The 18,389-nt window shown below is 60.8% G+C and carries 13 protein-coding genes; 6 read left to right on the plus strand and 7 right to left on the minus strand.

The window, feature by feature from the left end:
* Positions 1-33: 33 nt before the first annotated feature.
* The 7 genes from H7R73_RS14140 to recR form a co-directional block, all read right to left on the minus strand.
* The gene (locus tag H7R73_RS14140; RefSeq protein ID WP_039038910.1) at positions 34-1,662 is read right to left on the minus strand and encodes a methyl-accepting chemotaxis protein; all 1,629 of its coding nucleotides are present in this window, start codon (positions 1,660-1,662) and stop codon (positions 34-36) included.
* Between the two features lie 162 nt (positions 1,663-1,824).
* Entirely contained in the window at positions 1,825-3,129 is a 1,305-nt protein-coding gene (locus H7R73_RS14145) for an inosine/guanosine kinase (RefSeq protein ID WP_010674425.1), read from the minus strand.
* A 175-nt stretch (positions 3,130-3,304) separates the two neighbouring features.
* Positions 3,305-3,697: an MAPEG family protein gene (locus tag H7R73_RS14150; RefSeq protein ID WP_010674424.1), complete on the minus strand. Its 393-nt coding sequence runs from the start codon at positions 3,695-3,697 to the stop codon at positions 3,305-3,307.
* Positions 3,698-3,761: 64 nt separating this feature from the next.
* Positions 3,762-4,736, minus strand: a complete 975-nt coding sequence (gene hemH, locus H7R73_RS14155) for a ferrochelatase (protein WP_042882436.1) — start codon at positions 4,734-4,736, stop codon at positions 3,762-3,764.
* Positions 4,737-4,855: 119 nt separating this feature from the next.
* Complete coding sequence (gene adk, locus H7R73_RS14160) at positions 4,856-5,500, minus strand: adenylate kinase (RefSeq protein WP_010674422.1); 645 nt, start codon at positions 5,498-5,500, stop codon at positions 4,856-4,858.
* A 238-nt stretch (positions 5,501-5,738) separates the two neighbouring features.
* Positions 5,739-7,652, minus strand: coding sequence for a molecular chaperone HtpG (htpG, locus tag H7R73_RS14165; RefSeq protein WP_069784832.1), 1,914 nt, complete (start codon positions 7,650-7,652; stop codon positions 5,739-5,741).
* Between the two features lie 580 nt (positions 7,653-8,232).
* A complete protein-coding gene (recR, locus tag H7R73_RS14170) occupies positions 8,233-8,835 on the minus strand; it encodes a recombination mediator RecR (protein WP_103259974.1) in 603 nt (200 codons plus the stop codon).
* 658 nt (positions 8,836-9,493) lie between these two features.
* On the opposite strand from recR, the gene H7R73_RS14175 reads away from it, so the two are divergent.
* The 6 genes from H7R73_RS14175 to hypE all read left to right on the plus strand — a co-directional run bounded on the left by H7R73_RS14175 (position 9,494) and on the right by hypE (position 18,363).
* The gene (locus tag H7R73_RS14175) at positions 9,494-10,573 is read left to right on the plus strand and encodes a phospholipase D family protein (RefSeq protein WP_158657314.1); all 1,080 of its coding nucleotides are present in this window, start codon (positions 9,494-9,496) and stop codon (positions 10,571-10,573) included.
* Between the two features lie 596 nt (positions 10,574-11,169).
* Positions 11,170-13,038 carry a low affinity potassium transporter Kup gene (gene kup, locus H7R73_RS14180; protein ID WP_103259973.1) on the plus strand — a complete coding sequence of 623 codons (1,869 nt, stop codon included), beginning with the start codon at positions 11,170-11,172 and terminating at the stop codon, positions 13,036-13,038.
* 472 nt (positions 13,039-13,510) lie between these two features.
* Positions 13,511-15,910, plus strand: coding sequence for a carbamoyltransferase HypF (hypF, locus tag H7R73_RS14185; protein ID WP_103259971.1), 2,400 nt, complete (start codon positions 13,511-13,513; stop codon positions 15,908-15,910).
* 5 nt (positions 15,911-15,915) lie between these two features.
* Complete coding sequence (locus H7R73_RS14190) at positions 15,916-16,167, plus strand: HypC/HybG/HupF family hydrogenase formation chaperone (RefSeq protein WP_042648489.1); 252 nt, start codon at positions 15,916-15,918, stop codon at positions 16,165-16,167.
* Positions 16,161-17,273 carry a hydrogenase formation protein HypD gene (hypD, locus tag H7R73_RS14195; protein ID WP_182951283.1) on the plus strand — a complete coding sequence of 371 codons (1,113 nt, stop codon included), beginning with the start codon at positions 16,161-16,163 and terminating at the stop codon, positions 17,271-17,273. Before H7R73_RS14190 ends, hypD begins: the two co-directional genes overlap by 7 nt.
* Before the next feature lie 85 nt (positions 17,274-17,358).
* Positions 17,359-18,363 (plus strand): hydrogenase expression/formation protein HypE, encoded by a 1,005-nt coding sequence (gene hypE, locus H7R73_RS14200; RefSeq protein WP_103259969.1) that lies wholly within the window; start codon positions 17,359-17,361, stop codon positions 18,361-18,363.
* Positions 18,364-18,389 lie beyond the last annotated feature (26 nt).

Consider the following 18,389-nt stretch of genomic DNA (forward strand, 5'->3'; position numbering starts at 1 on the left):
AGCCTTATCCCGAAAAAGCGGGGATAAAGGCCGTCAGATGCGATATTTCGCCACCAGGGCCCCCAGCTCGTCGCAGGCCAGCGCCAGTTGCCCGGATGCCTGCTCGGTCAGCCGGTTCTGGGCCAGGGCATCCGCCGCCAGCTGGGTGATGGCCACCAGCCGCTGGTTGATCTCCTCCGCCGCCCGGCTCTGCTCCGCCGCCGCCGTGGCAATCTGCCCATTCATAGCAGTAATGGTGTGGACGGATCCATCGATGGCATTGATGGCGACATCCGCATCGCCGGCCCTGTCCGCCGTCGCGCGGGAGAGCTGCTGCAACTGGCTGATGCCGCTGACCACCTTGCCGGCCCCCTCCTGCAGCCGCTGGATCATCTGCCGGATCTCGTCGGTGGAGCTGTGGGTGCGGGTCGCCAGGGTACGCACCTCGTCGGCGACCACCGCAAAGCCGCGCCCCTGCTCCCCGGCCCGTGCCGCTTCAATGGCGGCGTTGAGGGCCAGCAGGTTGGTCTGCTCCGCCACCCCGCGAATGACGTCGAGCACGGAGCCAATCTGCTGAGTCTCCTGCTCGAGGCGGCTCACCGCCTGCACAGTCTCCACCATCTCGTCCGCCAACTGGCTGATGGACTCCCGGGTCTGGACCACCACCTCGCGGCCATGCTGGGCCAGATTGAGGGCCGAGTCCGCCGCGTCGGCGGCCTGGGCCGCGTGCTGGCCCACTTCGCGGCTGCTCACCGTCATCTGCTCCATGGCGCTGGCCACCCGCAGGGTATCCTGCTCCTGGCCGGTGACGATGGCGCCGGTACGCTCCACCACCTCGGCCAGCTGGTGGGCATGCACCCGGTTCTGATCCGCTATCTGCTGGCTGCGGGCCACCAGCTGCGCCATCTGGCTGGCGAAGAGGTTGAAGTTGATGCTGAGCTGGCTCAGCTCGTCACGCCCCGACTCCGGCAGACGTACCCGCAGATCACCCTCCCCCCTGGCGATGTTGCCAAGGGCCGAGACCGAGCGGGAGAGGGGCACGACGATGCTGCGCACAATGAGGCCAACCACGGCAAACAGCAGGAGGGCCAGCACCAGCCCGATCCCCAGCAGGGTGTGCAGCACCTCCCGGTACTGGGCCTCGACGTCGTCCACATAGACGCCGGTGCCGATGATCCAGTCCCAGGGGGCGAAGCGCTTGATGTAGGAGATCTTGCGTACCGGTTCGTCCACCCCCGGCTTGGGCCAGTAGTAGGCCACCTCCCCCGCGCCCTGGGCCCGGGCCAGATCGGCAAAGGCGACGAACAGCCTGAGCCCCTGCTTGTCCTCCACCCCGGAGAGATCCTTGCCGTCCAGCTCGGGTTTCATGGGGTGCATCACCATGGTGGGGTGGCTGTCGTTGATCCAGAAGTAGTCATCGTTGCCGTAACGCAACCCCTTGATCAGCGCCAGCGCCTCGGCCTTGGCGCTCGCCTCGTCCAGCTCCCCCTTGCGCACCCTGGCTTCCAGCCCCGCCACCAGGCTGTAGGCGGTCTCCACCTGGGCCTGGGTCTGGCGGCTCTTCTCACCCATCAGCCCCTGCTGATAGATCTGCAGGCAGAAGAACAGCAGCAGTCCCAGCAGCGCCAGCACCATCAGGGTCACCAGCGACAGACGCCGACCGATACTCCATTGTCTCAACATACCCTCGCCCCGCAGCAGCTACATATCCTTAACACAAGGTATGCCGCCGCGACGCGGGCTGTCCACGATGTCAGCAAAAGCGATGCCAAAAACATGATCCAGCCCTAAAAACAAGAAAGGGTGCCCAGTGGCACCCTTTCTTGTGGTCGACAGGAAGAGGTATCACCGCTCCCAGTACACCTCTTCCAGGCTGTCTTCCTTCTCCGGCAACCCGCGGGAGAGGCGCGGGCTGCTCTGGGCCAGCACCTCGTAGCTCACCCGGTTGGCGTACTTGCACACCTGGGCCAGAGAGGAGTAGGTCAGGAATTCCGAGAGATGCTTGGCGGAGTTCGGCACGTTCATGCGGTGGTAGGCGTTCGCCACCATGTCGTGCAGCACGGCGGACAGCGCCCCGTCCCCTGCCCCGTTGGTGTTCTTGATCTTCTCCGGGCCGCCCATGTAGGGGGAGATGTGGGAGTAGATACGCGCAGGCTTGCGGCACTTGTCCCGGGCCATGGGGCGGCTGAACTCGTACATGTTGAACTCGGGGATGACGCCGGGCAGCAGGGTGTGGGTGGTCTCGCGCTTGTAGTCCTCGTCGGTGTAGCTCGCCATGTAGAGGCCGATGGGGCCGGCGGTGCAGAGCACCATGTCCGCCCAGTCCAGCGCCTTGTCGGCCGCGCCGAGGGGATCCTTTATCCCGGTCAGGGCCTCCGCCTCGTCCTCGTTCATGGCGAGCACGGTCACGTTCTCGCTGATGAAATCGCGCCACCACTGGGGATTCTCGTCGATGACGAAGCGGGTGCCCAGGGTCAGCACCACAGGCACCCCGGCCTCGCGGGCATAGCGCACCGCGGCCATGGCGGCCTCCTTCATGGGGGTGCCGTCGGCGCCGCGCACCAGGTAGGCGGTGATCACCAGGGCCGAGGCCTCCTTGATGATGGTCTCGGGGATGTGGTCCACATCCAGGTGATCCATCTTGCCGGCGTTGATGCCAAAGCTGCGCTCTCCCCCTTCGGTGATGAAGGTGAAGCAGCGCCCGACCGGGCCGTCCACCGGCTGCAGGTAGTCGAGGTTGACCCGGGAGGAGGTGTTGCACAGATAGCGGTAGGCATAGCTGCCGATGCGGATGTCCTGGCTCATGACGCCAAGCAGGATGGAGTGGGAGTCCGCCAGCACGGAGTAGTTGTGCATGGTGTTACCGATGGTGCCGCCGGCAAATTCGCTCACCACCATGTTGTTGGCCTTGAGCTCGTCGTAGACCAGCTCCGCCACCTCGTCGGAGATGAGCATGGAGTGGCCCTTGCTCAGGCCGTACCGGTTCAGGAAGTCTTCGTCCACATGGGCTTCGATATCCACCAGAGTCTGATCGATGCCCACTACATAGGCCTTGCCCAGTTCGGTGAGCTGGGAATTCTGCGGGATCAGGGGATCACGTCTGTCGACCGGGAAGTAGTGTTTGGACTTGCGCTGACCGGGAAATTTCATGGCAATCTTCTGTGCTCTGGGGAAAAGAGGGGCGGGATTTTAACACAATCCACCACGCCGAAAAGTCGCACGATTGAATTTTGAGGTCAGTATAGACAAGGGTTTGCGAGGAAAACGTTTGACTTGTCTGCCATAAAAAACCACCCCTTGGCGGGGTGGTGTTGCGGGATGACATTCAGCTTGCCGAGAGCCCCTGCACCAGGGCCAGCACCGAGAAAATCCCCAGCGACAGCCAGAAGAAGAGGGTGCCGAAGAGGCGCGGCATGTTGGGAGCCCTGGGGATCTGGATGCCGATGGCATGCAGGATGCGCCCCACCAGCAGCAGCACACCGCCCAGGTGCAGCCAGAGCGCCCCGACCCCCGCCAGTTCGCACAGGGCCATCAGCAGCAGAGTGAGGGGCACGTACTCGGCAAAGTTGCCGTGGGCGCGGATCGCGGCCAGCATCTCGGGGGCTTCCCCCTCCCCTATCATCACCCTGAACTGGGCGCGACGCTTGACCACCCAGAAGGAGAGCAGCAGGAACAAGAGCCCGAGCAGGCCGGCGTAAATCAGCGTGATATGCATCATCAGGACACTCCTTTATCGTTGAATCCGAACGTCCGCCACGTCGGGCACCGGATGAGAACGGCCATCATGCCAGCTCGCGACAGATGAGGGAAACCATCATGCGGATATGGGCCTGATCGCTGTTGAGGGCCGGGATGTATTCAAACTGCTCGCCACCGGCGGCCATGAAGATCTCCCGGTTCTGCACCTGGATCTCCTCCAGGGTCTCGAGGCAATCCGCCGAGAAGGCCGGGCAGATCACATCGAGCCGCTTGACGCCGCGAGAGGGCAAGTCGCCCACGGTCAGGTCCGTGTAGGGCTTGAGCCACTCCTCCTTGCCAAAGCGGGACTGGAAGCTCGCGGTCCACTGCTCCGGGGCCAGCCCCAGCGCCTCCGCCAGCAGGGCGGCGGTGCGCCTGCACTGATGACCATAAGGATCCCCTTCCCGCTCGTAGCGCTCGGGAATGCCGTGGAAGGACATCAGCAGATGTTCCCCCTGGCCGTGCTGCTCCCAGTGGCGACGCACGCTCATGGCCAGCGCCTGGATGTACTCCGGGTGGGCATGGTAATCGCGGATGAGCCGCACCACCGGCAGATTGCGCTCGGTTTTCATCGCCCTGGCCCAGGCGTCGAACACCGAGGCGGTGGTACTGACCGAATACTGGGGATAGAGCGGCAGCAGGATCACCCGGTTGACCCCCTGGGCCTTGAGGGCCTGCCAGCCATCGGCCAGCGACGGAGCGCCATAGGTCATGGCGAGCGCCACCGGCACTTCGACCCCTTCCCGCTTGAGCTCGTGCTCCAGGGCCGCGCGCTGCTGCTGGCTGATGACCATCAGGGGGGAGCCCTGCTCGGTCCATACCTGCTGATAGAGCTTGGCCACCTTGGGGGAGCGGGTCGGCAGGATGATGAAGTGAAGCAGGGGGCACCAGAGGTAGCGCGGCAGGTCGACGACCCGCTGATCGTGCAGAAACTGGCTGAGAAACGCCTTGACCGCCGCCGTGGTCGGCGCGGCCGGGGTACCCAGATTGACCAGCAAGATCCCGGTTTTCGTGGTCACGTTAGCATCCTGTCGTTCTGTGTCGTGGGAATGGAATGCAAGAAAGGGCCCGGTATGGACCCTTTTCTCACTCTCGTAGCCAGCCGGCGAACGGCTGCGTCCTGCCGGCCCTGAATGGCTTAACCGAGAATGGCGGCCAGTTGCTGGCTGACCAGATCCACCGGCTGGGTGCCGTCGATCTTGACGTAACGGGTGTTGCCCGCTTCCGCTTCCTTGCCGTAGAAACCGATAAGCGGCGCGGTCTGCTGATGGTAGACATCCAGACGCTTGCGCACTGTGGTCTCTTCGTCGTCGGCACGGATCACCAGATCCTCGCCGGTCACGTCATCCTTGCCTTCCACTTTCGGCGGGTTGAACACCACGTGGTAGGTACGGCCGGAGCCGGAGTGCACGCGGCGGCCGCTCATGCGCTTGACGATCTCTTCGTCCGGCACGTCGAACTCCAGCACGAAGTCCACGGTCACACCGGCATCCTTCATGGCTTGCGCCTGGGGAATGGTGCGGGGGAAGCCGTCCAGCAGGAAGCCGTTGGCGCAATCCGGTTGCGCGATGCGTTCTTTGACCAGGCCGATGATGATGTCGTCGGAGACGAGCTGACCTGCGTCCATCACGGCTTTGGCCTTGAGGCCCAGCTCGGTACCCGCCTTGATCGCCGCACGCAGCATGTCGCCGGTGGAGATCTGCGGAATACCGTGTTTTTCCATGATGAACTGAGCCTGGGTACCCTTGCCGGCGCCCGGAGCTCCCAACAGAACAATGCGCATACACGCTCCTAGTTGATTGGTTATTCAATTCTTGAGAAGGCAAAAAACTACACGTTTTCGCCCGTATTAACAAGCTCGCCCCGTGTGAGTGGCCAGATTATCACCACACTCCCGCCCCGTCTCTGCGACCAAAGACGCAGACGACGACCACGAAAAATGATTGAAAATGCAGCAGCGCACCAGAGGGGAACGGCCAAAAAAAAGCCCACTGTCATGCAGTGGGCCAATCACAATCACATCACGCCTGGAGTAGCAGACGGTTGATACGGGAGACGAAGCTCGCCGGATCATTGAGGCCACCCTGCTCCGCCAGCTGGGCCTGCTCGTGCAGGAGGGAGACCCACTCGCCAAACAGGCTCTCATCCTCGATGGTGCCGAGCTTCTTCACCAGGGCATGGTCGGGGTTGAGCTCCAGGATGTACTTCTGCTCCGGCACCGGCTGACCGGCGGCGCGCATCAGCTTGATCATCTGGGTGCTCATGCCGTGGGCGTCGGTGACGATGCAGGACGGCGAGTCGGTCAGACGGTGGGTGACGCGCACCTCTTTCACCGCCTCCCCGAGGCTCTTCTTGACCCGCTCAACCAGACCGGCGTTGGCTTTTTCGGCCTCTTCTTGCGCCTGCTTGGAGGCGTCGTCTTCCAGATCCCCGAGATCCAGTTCGCCACGGGTGACGGAGACCAGCTGCTTGCCGTCGAACTCGGTCAGGTGGCTCATCAGCCACTCGTCCACCCGCTCCCACATCAGCAGCACTTCGACGCCCTTCTTGCGGAAGATCTCGAGGTGCGGGCTGTTCTTGGCAGCGGCATAAGAGTCGGCGGTGATGTAGTAAATCTTCTGCTGACCTTCCTTCATGCGGCCAACGTAATCCTCCAGCGACACGGTCTGGGCTTCGCCCTCGCCGGCGGTGCTGGCAAAGCGCAAGAGCTTCGCGATCTCTTCCCGGTTGGCGTAATCCTCGGCCGGGCCCTCTTTGAGCACATTGCCGAACTCGCTCCAGAACTTGGCGTACTTCTCGCCATCCTCTTTCGCCAGCTTGTTGAGCATGGTGAGCACGCGCTTGGAGCAGGCCTTGCGCAGGGAGGCGGTCACCTTGTTGTCCTGCAGAATTTCACGGCTGACGTTGAGCGGCAGATCATTGGAGTCCAGCACCCCTTTCACGAAGCGCAGGTAGGTCGGCATGAACTGCTCGGCGTCGTCCATGATGAAGACGCGCTGCACATAGAGTTTCAGGCCGTGCTTCTGTTCGCGGTTGTAGAGATCGAACGGCGCGCGGGCCGGGATGTAGAGCAGGCTGGTGTACTCCTGGGCCCCTTCCACCCGGTTGTGACCCCACAGGAGCGGATCTTCGAAGTCGTGGGCGACGTGCTTGTAGAACTCCTGGTACTCCTCGTCCTTGATGTCCTTCGGGTTGCGGGTCCAGAGCGCGGTGGCGCGGTTGACCTGCTCCCACTCCCCCGGGGTGCCGACGATGGTTTCACCGTCTTCTTCCCGATCCGGCGTGCCCTCCTTGAACATCTCCACCGGCACGCTGATGTGGTCGGAATATTTGCTGACCACGGAGCGCAGGCGCCAGTCGTCCAGGAACTCCTCTTCATCGCTGCGCAGGTGCAGGATGACGTCGGTGCCGCGACCGGCTTTGGTCACGTCAGCCACGGTGAAGGAGCCTTCCCCTTGTGATTCCCACTGCACGCCCTGCTCCGGCGCGGTGCCGGCGGCGCGGGAGACCACGGTCACCTTGTCGGCCACGATGAAGGCGGAGTAGAAGCCCACCCCGAACTGGCCGATCAGCTGGGAATCCTTGCCCTGGTCACCGGAGAGGTTCTTGAAGAACTCGGCGGTGCCGGACTTGGCGATGGTGCCCAGGTGCTCGATCACCTGGTCACGGGTCATGCCGATGCCGTTGTCCGAAATGGTCAGGGTCTTGTTCTCTTTGTCCACCACCAGGCGCACGCGCAACTGGCCGTCGTTTTCGAACAAAGAGGCATCGGAAAGCGCCTTGAAGCGCAGCTTGTCCGCCGCATCGGAGGCGTTGGAGATCAGCTCGCGCAGGAATACTTCTTTGTTGGAGTAGAGGCTGTGAGCCATCAGGCTCAGCAGTTGTTTGACTTCAGTCTGAAAGCCGTGGGTTTCGGCGTGAACACTTTGGGTCATCGACCAGTCCTCAAAACGTCGGGTTGAACAGATTCCCAAGCTAGATGGGGTTGGCCTTTCAAATATCAAGGGGCTTGCGTGCAAACTTGAGAGCAAATTTGCACACCGGCCCCTCGCTTGGCCCACACAGGCAACCCCCTCCCGGCCTCCCCCTTCACAAGGGGGAGGTGCACTGCCATCCCCTGTCTGGCGAAGGGGTCAGACTGGAATCAAGAGGGGTGACATATAGCGGGGTCAGCCTTGCTCTCCCCTGCCAAGGGGAGGGCTGGGGTGGGGTCCATTGATCCCTCCCCTGCCAAGGGGAGGGCCGGGGTGGGTTCGTTGCTTTCTTCCCTGCCAAAGGGAGGAGTGGGGCAAGATCCATTGCTCCCTCCCCTGCCAAGGGGAGGGCCGGGGTGGGGTTCGTTGCTTTCTCCCTTGCCAAAGGGAGGAGTGGGGCAAGATCCATTGCTCCCTCCCCTATCAAAGGGAGGGCCGGGGTGGGGTTCTTGCTTTCTCCCCTGCCAAAGGGAGGAGTGGGGCAAGATCCATTGCTCCCTCCCCTGCCAAGGGGAGGGCCGGGGTGGGGTCCGTGGCCTCTTTAGCTCAGACGCTGGCGCCCCATCAGGGAGTGGGAGAGCGTGGTGCCATCCACCAGCTCCAGCTCCCCGCCCACCGGCACACCGTGGGCGATGCGGCTCACCTCCACCCCGGCGGTGCGGGCCATGTCGGCGATGTACCAGGCGGTGGCATCCCCCTCGATGGTGGGGTTGGTGGCGAGGATCAGCTCCTTGATCTGCTCCTCTTGCAGGCGGCGCTCCAGGATATCGAGCCCCAGCTCCTCGGGGCCGATACCGTCAAGGGGCGACAGGTGGCCCATCAGCACGAAATAACGGCCGGAGAACTGGCCGGTCTGCTCGATGGCGGCCACGTCCGCGGGACTCTCCACCACGCAGAGCAGGCCGTTCTCCTCTCGCTTGGGATTGGCGCAAATATCGCAGCGATCGTTCTCGGTAAAGGTGCGGCAGTGGCTGCAATGACCTATTTCGGTGAGCGCCCGGTTGAGCAGGGAGGCCAGACGCAGACCGCCGCTGCGCTCGCGCTCCAGCAGGGTGAACGCCATGCGCTGGGCCGATTTCGGGCCCACGCCCGGCAAGACCTGCAGCGCCTTCATCATCTCATCGAGCAGGGGACTGAATTTCATGGGGATATCCTTTAACGCCGCGCCGAAGGAGTGATTCGGCCCGCTTGCCTGAAGCGGTACCGACTCCTCCATCCGAACCTATCTTGTTGGCGCAGGACTATACCCGAGCCGGCCCCGGGCGCCAATGGCCGATCCCGCCACAGTGCCTGACGGCCCAACATCACCCCGGTCGGGGCGCAGCACTGAGCGGCAACCTCCCTTTCCCCTCTTCCCACAACCCAGATCACGCCATGATTGCCAAACCAATTCCGGGGAAACCGGGAAACCCTCCCAGATTGCCCCAACTCACTCCCCACCAGCCTCCAGACAAGCCAGCACGGCCAGAAACCAGGCCCACATTGTTTGGTTTTTCTATTCGAAAAACCAGTTATCGTTTAACAAAACCAAACAATAAATGCCCTCTTGAGGTCCCGATTTATGACGTTGCGCCGGTTTTCAACGGCTCCCCCTTCTGTTTTTTCACCGGCCGATTAGTATGACTCACACGACAACCAGCTCCGTTGAGGCCGTTACTAGGGAACGGCAAGATTTTGCAGTGCAGACTAAAGGCGCGGGCTGTGGGAATGAACTTAGGAGCAATAGTAAAAATTGGACACCATCATTACTTCCTTTCTTCATAATATACAACCATTAAAAATATTTAATAAGGAAACGAAAATTGCTGTTATCAAATACAAATAATCTTCAAGCGGAGCATCTAAAACGTATCATTCAAAACTGTGGTGACCGAGTTATTATCGTTTCGCCATATCTTGCAGATGACATGAAGTCATTTCTCAACCATTTTGATTTTTCATCAACCAAAAAAATAGAATTAATAACCACATTCAAGCCAAGAGATATCGAACAAATAAAAAAACCATTTCAACTAAGAGACTTCTATAGTTTTTTCGATGAGAAACATCCGAATATTACCTGCAAAGTACATATTGATAACAATCTACATGGTAAATTATATTTTTCACTTGGCATAAATAAAGAACTAATACTAACATCAGGAAACTTCACCACTAACGGTATATTTAACAACCATGAATGGGGAGTGCTTATTAAAGATGCTAGCCTAATAGAAGACGCATTGAACCAAGTATTCGATTTGATTGAATACCCCGATGTTACTCGTTTCCAAGTTGAACGAGCATGCCAATTTGCAGATGTGTATTTAGGAAACAATCCTCATTGGATAGAAAAAGATAGTATTAGCTATGATATATTAAGCTCTGTATACTCAGATTCCGATTCAAATAACTACGAAACAAAATACTATCTGAAACCTATCGGCCATAAAGATTCCCCAATCACGTTGGATGACAGACGTGATTTTTCAGATTTACATCAAAATTTACACTTTTCAAAAAAGAAACCCAAAGGAATAAAGAAAGGTGATGTCATCATTACAACAGCTATCGGAGCTGGATCATTATTGTCCTATTTTAAAGTTACTAGCGGCTTGCAAAGTGTAACTGACTCTCAGGTTAAAATTAATCCATGGATGGAACGCTGGCCATGGTACCTAGAGGGGAAAAACAACAGCGTTAATTTTGGAAGAAAATGGTGGGAGTATAATTTAAGAAGACAAGATATGTTATCCGAATTCCATGATAAATACCCAGGAAAGTCTGTAACTTACGCTGGAGGATTAACTCTTGGAACTATTAACATGGGTAGTGATAAGGTTCAGCTTTCTGAAGTATTTGCAAAATTCTTGATATCTAAGATTGAAGAGTATAATAATTGATGTTTTTGGGAGTGTAATAAGTGAATTTCATTTCAGCGCTAATAATGGTGCATTTCACTTCGTTCATTGCCCCCTACATTCCCACCCTCTATTTATGCCCTCACTTTATAGTGGCTGTCTTTACTGCGGTCACTTCTCTTCCCGACCATTCTCCATCCAGCCGATGAAATAAAGACTCCATTGCTACCCAAGCCTTCCCTCTCTGTCGCTCCTGCCGATAATTTATTGGTCAACATTTTATCGCTCGTTTTTCAACCCGTTTGATTGAAAAAACTGGCTAAAAATGGCTGCTTAGCAAAAACAAACACTTGCTCGCTGCACGGGGGTCTATTTCAATCAAGGAGTAATTAATAACCTCGTTCAAAAGTCTTTTTTGATTATTTATACCTGAACATACTCCCACAGACTCTGTGTCATCATAAGCTGAATCGCAGATAAACAGACTGTGTCCATGATGAGCCTCCTATTTATATCCAGCTAACCCCCGCTCCCATCGCAATCCTGAAGATCCTCCCGAACGACTATCCGTGAACTCCCGGTAGTACGGGGCCCCTGTGTTGGCAGCCATGCCACCGGCAATCTGACAAGATAATTTCATGAACTGTACTAACAAACCCGCCCTGTCCGGCGTCATGCTGGCGGCGATCGGCGTGGTCTATGGCGACATCGGCACCAGCCCGCTCTATACCCTGCGCGAGTGCCTCTCCGGCCAGTTCGGTTTCGGGGTGGAGCCCGCCTCCATCCTGGGCTTTCTTTCGCTTATCTTCTGGCTGCTGATCCTGGTGGTCTCGGTCAAGTACCTCTCCTTCGTGATGCGGGCGGACAACGCGGGCGAAGGGGGCATACTCACCCTGATGTCGCTCGCGACCCGCAACACCCCGGAAAAATGGACGCCGGTGCTGATCATCCTGGGGCTGATTGGCGGCAGCTTCTTCTATGGCGAGGTGGTGATCACCCCGGCCATGTCGGTGATGTCGGCCATCGAGGGCCTGAAGATAGTGGCGCCTTCCCTGGACGCCTACATAGTGCCGCTCTCGGTGCTGGTGCTGACCCTGCTGTTTGCCATCCAGAAACACGGCACCGCCGCCGTGGGCAAGCTGTTTGCCCCCATCATGCTGATCTGGTTCCTGACCCTGGCGGTGCTTGGCCTGAATAGCATCCTCCAGCACCCCGAGGTGCTGGGGGCGCTCAACCCGGTCTGGGCGCTGCGCTTCTTCATGACCTATCAGAGCGCCTCCTTCTTTGCCCTGGGCGCCGTGGTGCTGGCCATCACGGGGGTGGAGGCGCTCTATGCGGACATGGGCCATTTTGGCAAGAGCCCCATTCGCCGCGCCTGGTTCATGGTGGTGCTGCCATCGCTAGTGCTCAACTACTTCGGTCAGGGGGCCTTGCTGCTCGGCAATCCCGAGGCCATCGCCAATCCCTTCTTCCTGCTCGCGCCCAAGTGGGCGTTGCTACCGCTCTTGCTGCTCGCGACGCTCGCCACCGTCATCGCCTCCCAGGCGGTCATCTCCGGGGTCTTCTCCCTCACCCGGCAGGCGGTGCGGCTCGGCTATCTCTCCCCCATCCGCATCGTGCACACCTCGGAGCAGGAGTCCGGCCAGATCTATATTCCGGTCATCAACTGGCTGCTCTATCTCTCTGTGGTGATCGTCATCATGAGCTTCGAGCACTCCAGCAACCTGGCGGCGGCCTATGGCATCGCCGTCACCGGCACCATGGTGCTCACCTCCATACTGTCGTGCTCGGTGGCCCGCCACAGCTGGCACTGGCGCAAGCCGCTGGTGGCCACCCTCTTCGCCCTGCTGCTCGCCATCGACGTCCCGCTGTTTGCCGCCAACCTCGCCAAGATCTTCTCCGGCGGCTGGCTGCCGCTCACCCTGGGGGCCGTCATGTTCACCCTGATGACCAGCTGGAAGAGCGAGCGCTTCCAGCTTATTCGCCGCCTCAACGAGCACGGCAACTCCCTGGAGCCCATGATAGCGTCCCTCGAAAAATCCCCGCCGACCCGGGTGGCGGGCACCGCCGTCTATCTGTCGCGGGTGGTCAACGTCATCCCCCATGCGCTCTTGCACAACCTCAAGCACAACAAGGTGCTGCACGAGCGCGTCATCCTGCTCACCCTGAAGGTGGAGGATGTGCCCTATGTCCACAACGTGCGTCGGGTCTGCATCGAGCAGCTCTCCCCCACCTTCTGGCGGGTGGTGGCGAGCTACGGTTGGCGCGAGACCCCCAACGTGGAGGAGATCTTCCACCGCTGCAACGCCGAGGGGCTGAGCTGCCGTATGATGGAGACCTCCTTCTTCATGGCCCACGAGTCCCTCATCATGAAGGAGCGCCCCTGGTACCTCTATCTGCGGGGCAAGCTCTTCATGCTGCTGCAGCGCAACGCCCTGCGGGCGCCGGATCAGTTCGAGATCCCGCCCAACCGGGTCATCGAGCTGGGATCCCAGGTGGATATCTGATGGCGGGCGCTGGGCCCAAGGTCATGGAACGCAAGAGGGAGGCAACCGCCTCCCTCTTGCGTGTCTGGAAGCCTGGGTTTTCCCACGGGATCTCGAGCCGCCAGGAGACGTGGCGCCCCTCACAGGATCGCAAAGAAGCGCCGCATCTGGCACTCAAACCGGGGCGAGATCAAGGTATTGGGGACCGGGGCCCCGGTAAACTTGGCCCCCGTGACAGGGCGAGGGCCTCCTCTGCCTGTCAAGGCTACGCCCCTTCTATCGCGACGCAGCCCGTTGCCCCCCGTTCGTTGCACCCGATGGCCCATGCCGTGGCGGCAGGCCAGCAGATGGGAGTTCGATATCGCATGACATCCCCCAGGATGATCGCCGGATGGCCGCCCCTGTCGGCCCTCCCCAGCCCCCCTGTCATGAGGGAGGGTTCCCTGCCCCCCGTTTATCAGGGAGGGGCGCTGGCCCCTCTTTGGATGGCGCCATGACCACGTCGACACGCCTTCGACTGCGCCGGGAATTTCATATCGACGGTATCGTGCAGGGGGTCGGCTTTCGCCCCTTCGTCTATGGGCTGGCGCTGCGCCACAGCCTTGCCGGTTATGTGTTGAACGACGCGAGCGGCGTCACCATCGGTGCCGAAGGATCCCCTGAGCAGCTGGCCAGCTTTGCCCGCCAACTGCGGGAACTGGCGCCGCCCTTGAGCCGTATCGATCATGTCAGCGAGCGGGAACTGCCCCGAGATCAGGATCCCGACTTCGATGGCCAGTTTCGAATTAAAGCGAGCCAGCAGCAGAGCGCCGCCACGGTCGCCATCTCGCCGGATCAGGGAATGTGCGAGGCATGTGCCAACGATGTGGCCAACCCCAACGATCGCCACCATCGCTACCCCTTTACCAACTGCACCCACTGCGGCCCGCGCTACACCATCATCCGCCGCCTCCCCTACGACAGACCCCATACCGCCATGGCGGGCTTTGCCATGTGCCCGACCTGCGCTGCGGCCTATGAAAACCCGCTGGACAGACGCTACCACGCCCAGCCGGTGAGCTGCCCCGAGTGCGGGCCCCATCTGACCTGGCGCAGCGGCCACGGCGATGCCCTGGCCGAGCGCGAGGATGCCTTGCAAGCAGCTGCTCGCGCCCTGCAAGCGGGGGCCCTGATTGCGGTCAAGGGGATGGGGGGGTATCACCTGATATGTGATGCCCGCTGTGAGTCCGCCGTGGCGCGGCTTCGCCAGCTCAAGCGACGCGCGCGCAAGCCGCTGGCGGTGATGATGGGCTCCCTTGCCGAGGCCAAACTGTATGTCACCGGCAGCGAAGACGAGTGGCAACTGCTCGCCTCTCAGGCCAGACCCATCACCTTGCTGCGCAAGCGAAAGAACGATGATCGGCACTCAGAATCCCAACTGACAACCGCGCCGCTGGCCGAGGGGATCGCCCCCGGCATCCCCTACCTTGGCGTCATGCTCCCCTATACCCCGCTCCACCAGCTGCTGCTGGACGCCTGCGCCATGCCGCTGGTAGCCACCAGCGCCAATGGTCGCGGCAGCCCGATCCTGATCGAGTGCGAGGCAGTAGTCAGGGAACTCGGCAGCGAGATTGACGGCATCCTGGATCACAACCGCCCCATACTGCACCCGTGCGACGACAGTCTGGTGCAGTGGGCCGGTGGGCGACGCCAGACTTTGCGGCTGGCCCGGGGCTATGCCCCCTGCACCCCCAGCCTGCAAGAGGCGGTCAGGGTGCCGCTCTTGGCGGTCGGGGCGCAGCAGAAGAACCAGCTGGCGCTGGCTTTCGGCCGCCAGCGCATCTACAGCCCCTATATCGGCGCTCTGCACAGCCTGCCGATGCAGGAGCACTTCGAGCAGACCCTGGCGACCTTTCGCGATCTCTACGATCTCAAGCCCGAAGTGCTGGTGTCGGATCGCCACCCGGGCTATCTCAGCCACCAGTGGGCCAAAAGCTATTGCCGCCATCAGGGTGCCACCCACCTCGAGGTGCAGCACCATCACGCCCACCTGCTGGCAGTGATGACCGAACATGACATCACGGGCCCGGTGCTGGGGGTTGCCTTCGATGGCACCGGCCTTGGCGATGACGGCACCCTCTGGGGCGGCGAGCTGCTGATCGCAGACGTTCAGGGATTTGAGCGGGTTGCCCACCTTGCCCCCTTCAAGCTGATCGGCGGCGAAGCGGCCATTCGCGAGCCGGTGCGCCAGCTGCTGGGGCTACTGTTTGAATCCTATGGCGTGGAGGAGATCAGCGCCCTCGATATTCCGGCGATCAAACAACTGCCCGCTGAGCGGATCAGCAACCTGCACCAGCTCTGGCAGTTGGGTCGCAACGCCCCTTACACCAGCTCCATCGGCCGGCTGTTCGATGCGGTGGCGGCGCTCTTGGGAGTGATCGACACCCCCGATTACGAGGGCGAAGCGGGGCTATTGCTGGAGGCAGCCGCCTTGCAGCTGACCCCCGATGAACATCCCTTCCCCCTTGCCTTTGATCTCAGCCAAGCAACAGAGGGACCACTGCAGATCCAGTGGGCAGAGCTCATCAATACCCTTGTCAGCGAGCGGCGCAAAGGCACCTCCACCGCCCGCCTGGCCGCCGGTTTTATCCGCGCCATCAGCAATCTGGTGGTTGCCCTGGCCGAGCGCTTCCCCGGCTATCCGGTGGCGCTCGGGGGCGGCGTTTTTCAAAACCGGGTGCAGATGGACCAGCTGGTGCCCGCTCTCGAAGCCGCCGGCCGGCAGGTACTCACCTCTGAAACCCTGCCGCTCAATGACGGTGGCATCGCCGCCGGTCAGCTCTGGTTTGCCATCCACCATCTTGCCACACACCAGCCTGTCACCACCGGTTGTGCCACCTTGTCGGAGTCCTGAAATTCATGTGTCTATCCATCCCCTCTCAGGTGGTGCAGCTGCACCCCGAAGATAACTGCGTCACCGTCGACACCCTGGGAGTGCAGCGGCGCGTCAGCTGCATGCTGCTCGAAGAGCCTCTCCAGGTGGGCGACTATGTGCTGCTCCATATCGGCTTTGTGATGAGCAAGATTGACGAAGAGGAGGCGCAGGCCAGCCTCGAGAGCTTCCGCCAGATGGTGGCCCTTATCCCTGCGCAGGATATCTTGCCATGCTGACCTTGAATGATCTCTTTCAGGGCTTTCGCCAGCCCGAGGTTATCCGCGCCCTCGCCGCCCAGATCACCGAACAGGCCAAATTACTCCCCGAGCCGCTGCGGGTGATGGAGGTGTGTGGCGGCCATACCCACACCATCATGAAATACGGCCTGCACCAGCTGCTGCCGGCCAGCATCGAGTTTGTCCACGGCCCCGGCTGCCCGGTCTGCATCATGCCCAAAGAGCGCATCGATCAGGCCATTGAGCTCGCCCGCCAACCGAACGTCATTCTGGTCACCCTGGGGGACATGATCCGGGTGCCGGGCTCCAGGGGCACGCTGGCCCAGCAACGGGCCAAGGGGAGCGATATCCGCCCGGTCTATGACCCCCTCGACGCCCTGCGTATCGCCCGTGAGAACCCTGAGAAAACCGTGGTCTTCTTCGCCATCGGTTTCGAGACCTCCACCCCCATGACGGCCGCCTTGCTGGCTGCCGCTGAAGAGCAAGAGGTCGAGAATCTGCTGTTTCATATCAACCATGTGCTGGTGCCCCCCGCCATTCATGCGGTGATGGCCGACGGAGTGGCCAAGGTGAACGCCTTTATCGGCCCCTCCCACGTCAGCGTCATCACTGGCGCCGATATCTACCTGCCCATCGTCGATCGTTATCAGGTGCCGGTGGTGGTGAGCGGCTTCGAGCCAGTGGATGTGATGGAGGCGCTCTTGATGATGGTGCGCCAGAAGGTGGAGGGTCGCTACGCGCTGGAGGTGCAATACAGCCGCGCCGTCACCGCCTGTGGCAATAAAGCCGCTCAGCGGCTGGTCGAGCGCTTTTTCGAGACCCGCGAGCACTTTCGCTGGCGAGGCCTTGGGGACATCAACGCCTCGGCCCTGCGCCTGCGCGATACCTTTGCCAAGCGCGATGCGGAACGTCACTTTCAACTCAATCAGACTCCCATCGATGACCACAAGGCGTGCCAGTGCGCCGATATCCTGCGTGGGCTGGCCAAGCCGAACCAGTGCAACGTCTTTGGCCGGGGCTGCACCCCGACCCAGCCCATGGGCAGCTGCATGGTCAGCTCCGAAGGGGCCTGCAATGCCTACTACCGATATATGGGGATCCAATGAGAGAAATTCAGTTAAGCCACGGTGGTCGGGTGATGAGTGGAGATGAATCAGTCTGCTTCGGCAACCTTGTGGAGATCCAATCACGATGAGAGAAATCCAACTTAGCCACGGTGGCGGCGGCGTGGAAATGAACCAGCTGATAAGCCACCTCTTCTTTCGCCACTTTGGCAACGAGATCCTGCTGCGCGGTGAAGATGCCGCCCTGCTGCCGGTAGAGGGCCCCGTCGCCTTCACCACCGACAGCTTTACCGTCTCGCCGCTCTTCTTCGAGGGGGGCGATATCGGCAAGCTGGCCATCGCCGGTACGGTCAACGATCTCGCCATGATGGGTGCCCAGCCCGAGTATCTGAGCTGCAGCTTTATCATCGAGGAGGGCTTTCCCTACGCCGATCTGGCCCGCATCGTCGAGTCGATGGCCGCCGAACTTGCCAACAGCGGTGCCCGCATCGTCTGCGGCGACACCAAGGTGGTGCCCAAGGGGGCCGCCGACAAGATCTTTATCAACACCAGCGGGGTCGGCACCTTCCCGCTGCCTGAGCAGAGCCGGGGCATCTCGGTGCGGAGCCTCAAAGCCGGTGACGCCATTCTGGTGTCGCGGGATATCGGCAGCCACGGCGCCTGCATCCTGATGGCCCGCGACGCCCTGCAACTGGGCTCCGATCTCAAGAGCGACTGCACCACCCTCTGGCCGCTGGTAGAAGCGCTGCTAAAAGCGGGGATTACCCCTCACGCCCTGCGCGACGCCACCCGCGGTGGCCTTGCCGCCGTGCTCAACGAGTGGAGCAGTGCCTCCCAAGTGGCCATCGAGCTGGAGGAGTCCGCCATTCCGGTGTGCGATCCGGTGCGCGGCCTGTGCGAGCTCTACGGTTTCGAGCCCCATGATCTCGCCAACGAGGGAACCATGGTGCTGGCCCTGCCTGCCGAACAGGCACAGGACGCACTGGGCATCTTGCGGCAATTCAACCCCTCAGCCAGCCAGATCGGCGTGGTGCAGGCGAGCGATCGCCACAAGGTGATCCTGAACAACCCCTGGGGCAGCCGCCGCTATCTGGAGCTGCCGCAAGGGGAGCTGCTGCCGCGGATCTGCTGAGCGGCCATGCCGTTCCGTCAATGACA

Source organism: Aeromonas sp. WP2-W18-CRE-05 (genome assembly GCF_014168615.1).
Taxonomy (GTDB): Bacteria; Pseudomonadota; Gammaproteobacteria; order Enterobacterales; family Aeromonadaceae; genus Aeromonas; species Aeromonas caviae.

Bases quoted from the DNA above. Each gene is read 5' to 3' on its own strand.
- kup (WP_103259973.1), top strand. From the start codon at position 11,170: ATGAACTGTACTAACAAACCCGCCCTGTCCGGCGTCATGCTGGCGGCG.
- hypF (WP_103259971.1), top strand. From the start codon at position 13,511: ATGACCACGTCGACACGCCTTCGACTGCGCCGGGAATTTCATATCGAC.
- recR (WP_103259974.1), bottom strand. From the start codon at position 8,835: ATGAAATTCAGTCCCCTGCTCGATGAGATGATGAAGGCGCTGCAGGTC.
- H7R73_RS14150 (WP_010674424.1), bottom strand. From the start codon at position 3,697: ATGATGCATATCACGCTGATTTACGCCGGCCTGCTCGGGCTCTTGTTC.
- H7R73_RS14140 (WP_039038910.1), bottom strand. From the start codon at position 1,662: ATGTTGAGACAATGGAGTATCGGTCGGCGTCTGTCGCTGGTGACCCTG.
- hypD (WP_182951283.1), top strand. From the start codon at position 16,161: ATGCTGACCTTGAATGATCTCTTTCAGGGCTTTCGCCAGCCCGAGGTT.
- H7R73_RS14145 (WP_010674425.1), bottom strand. From the start codon at position 3,129: ATGAAATTTCCCGGTCAGCGCAAGTCCAAACACTACTTCCCGGTCGAC.
- hypE (WP_103259969.1), top strand. From the start codon at position 17,359: ATGAGAGAAATCCAACTTAGCCACGGTGGCGGCGGCGTGGAAATGAAC.
- H7R73_RS14190 (WP_042648489.1), top strand. From the start codon at position 15,916: ATGTGTCTATCCATCCCCTCTCAGGTGGTGCAGCTGCACCCCGAAGAT.
- adk (WP_010674422.1), bottom strand. From the start codon at position 5,500: ATGCGCATTGTTCTGTTGGGAGCTCCGGGCGCCGGCAAGGGTACCCAG.
- htpG (WP_069784832.1), bottom strand. From the start codon at position 7,652: ATGACCCAAAGTGTTCACGCCGAAACCCACGGCTTTCAGACTGAAGTC.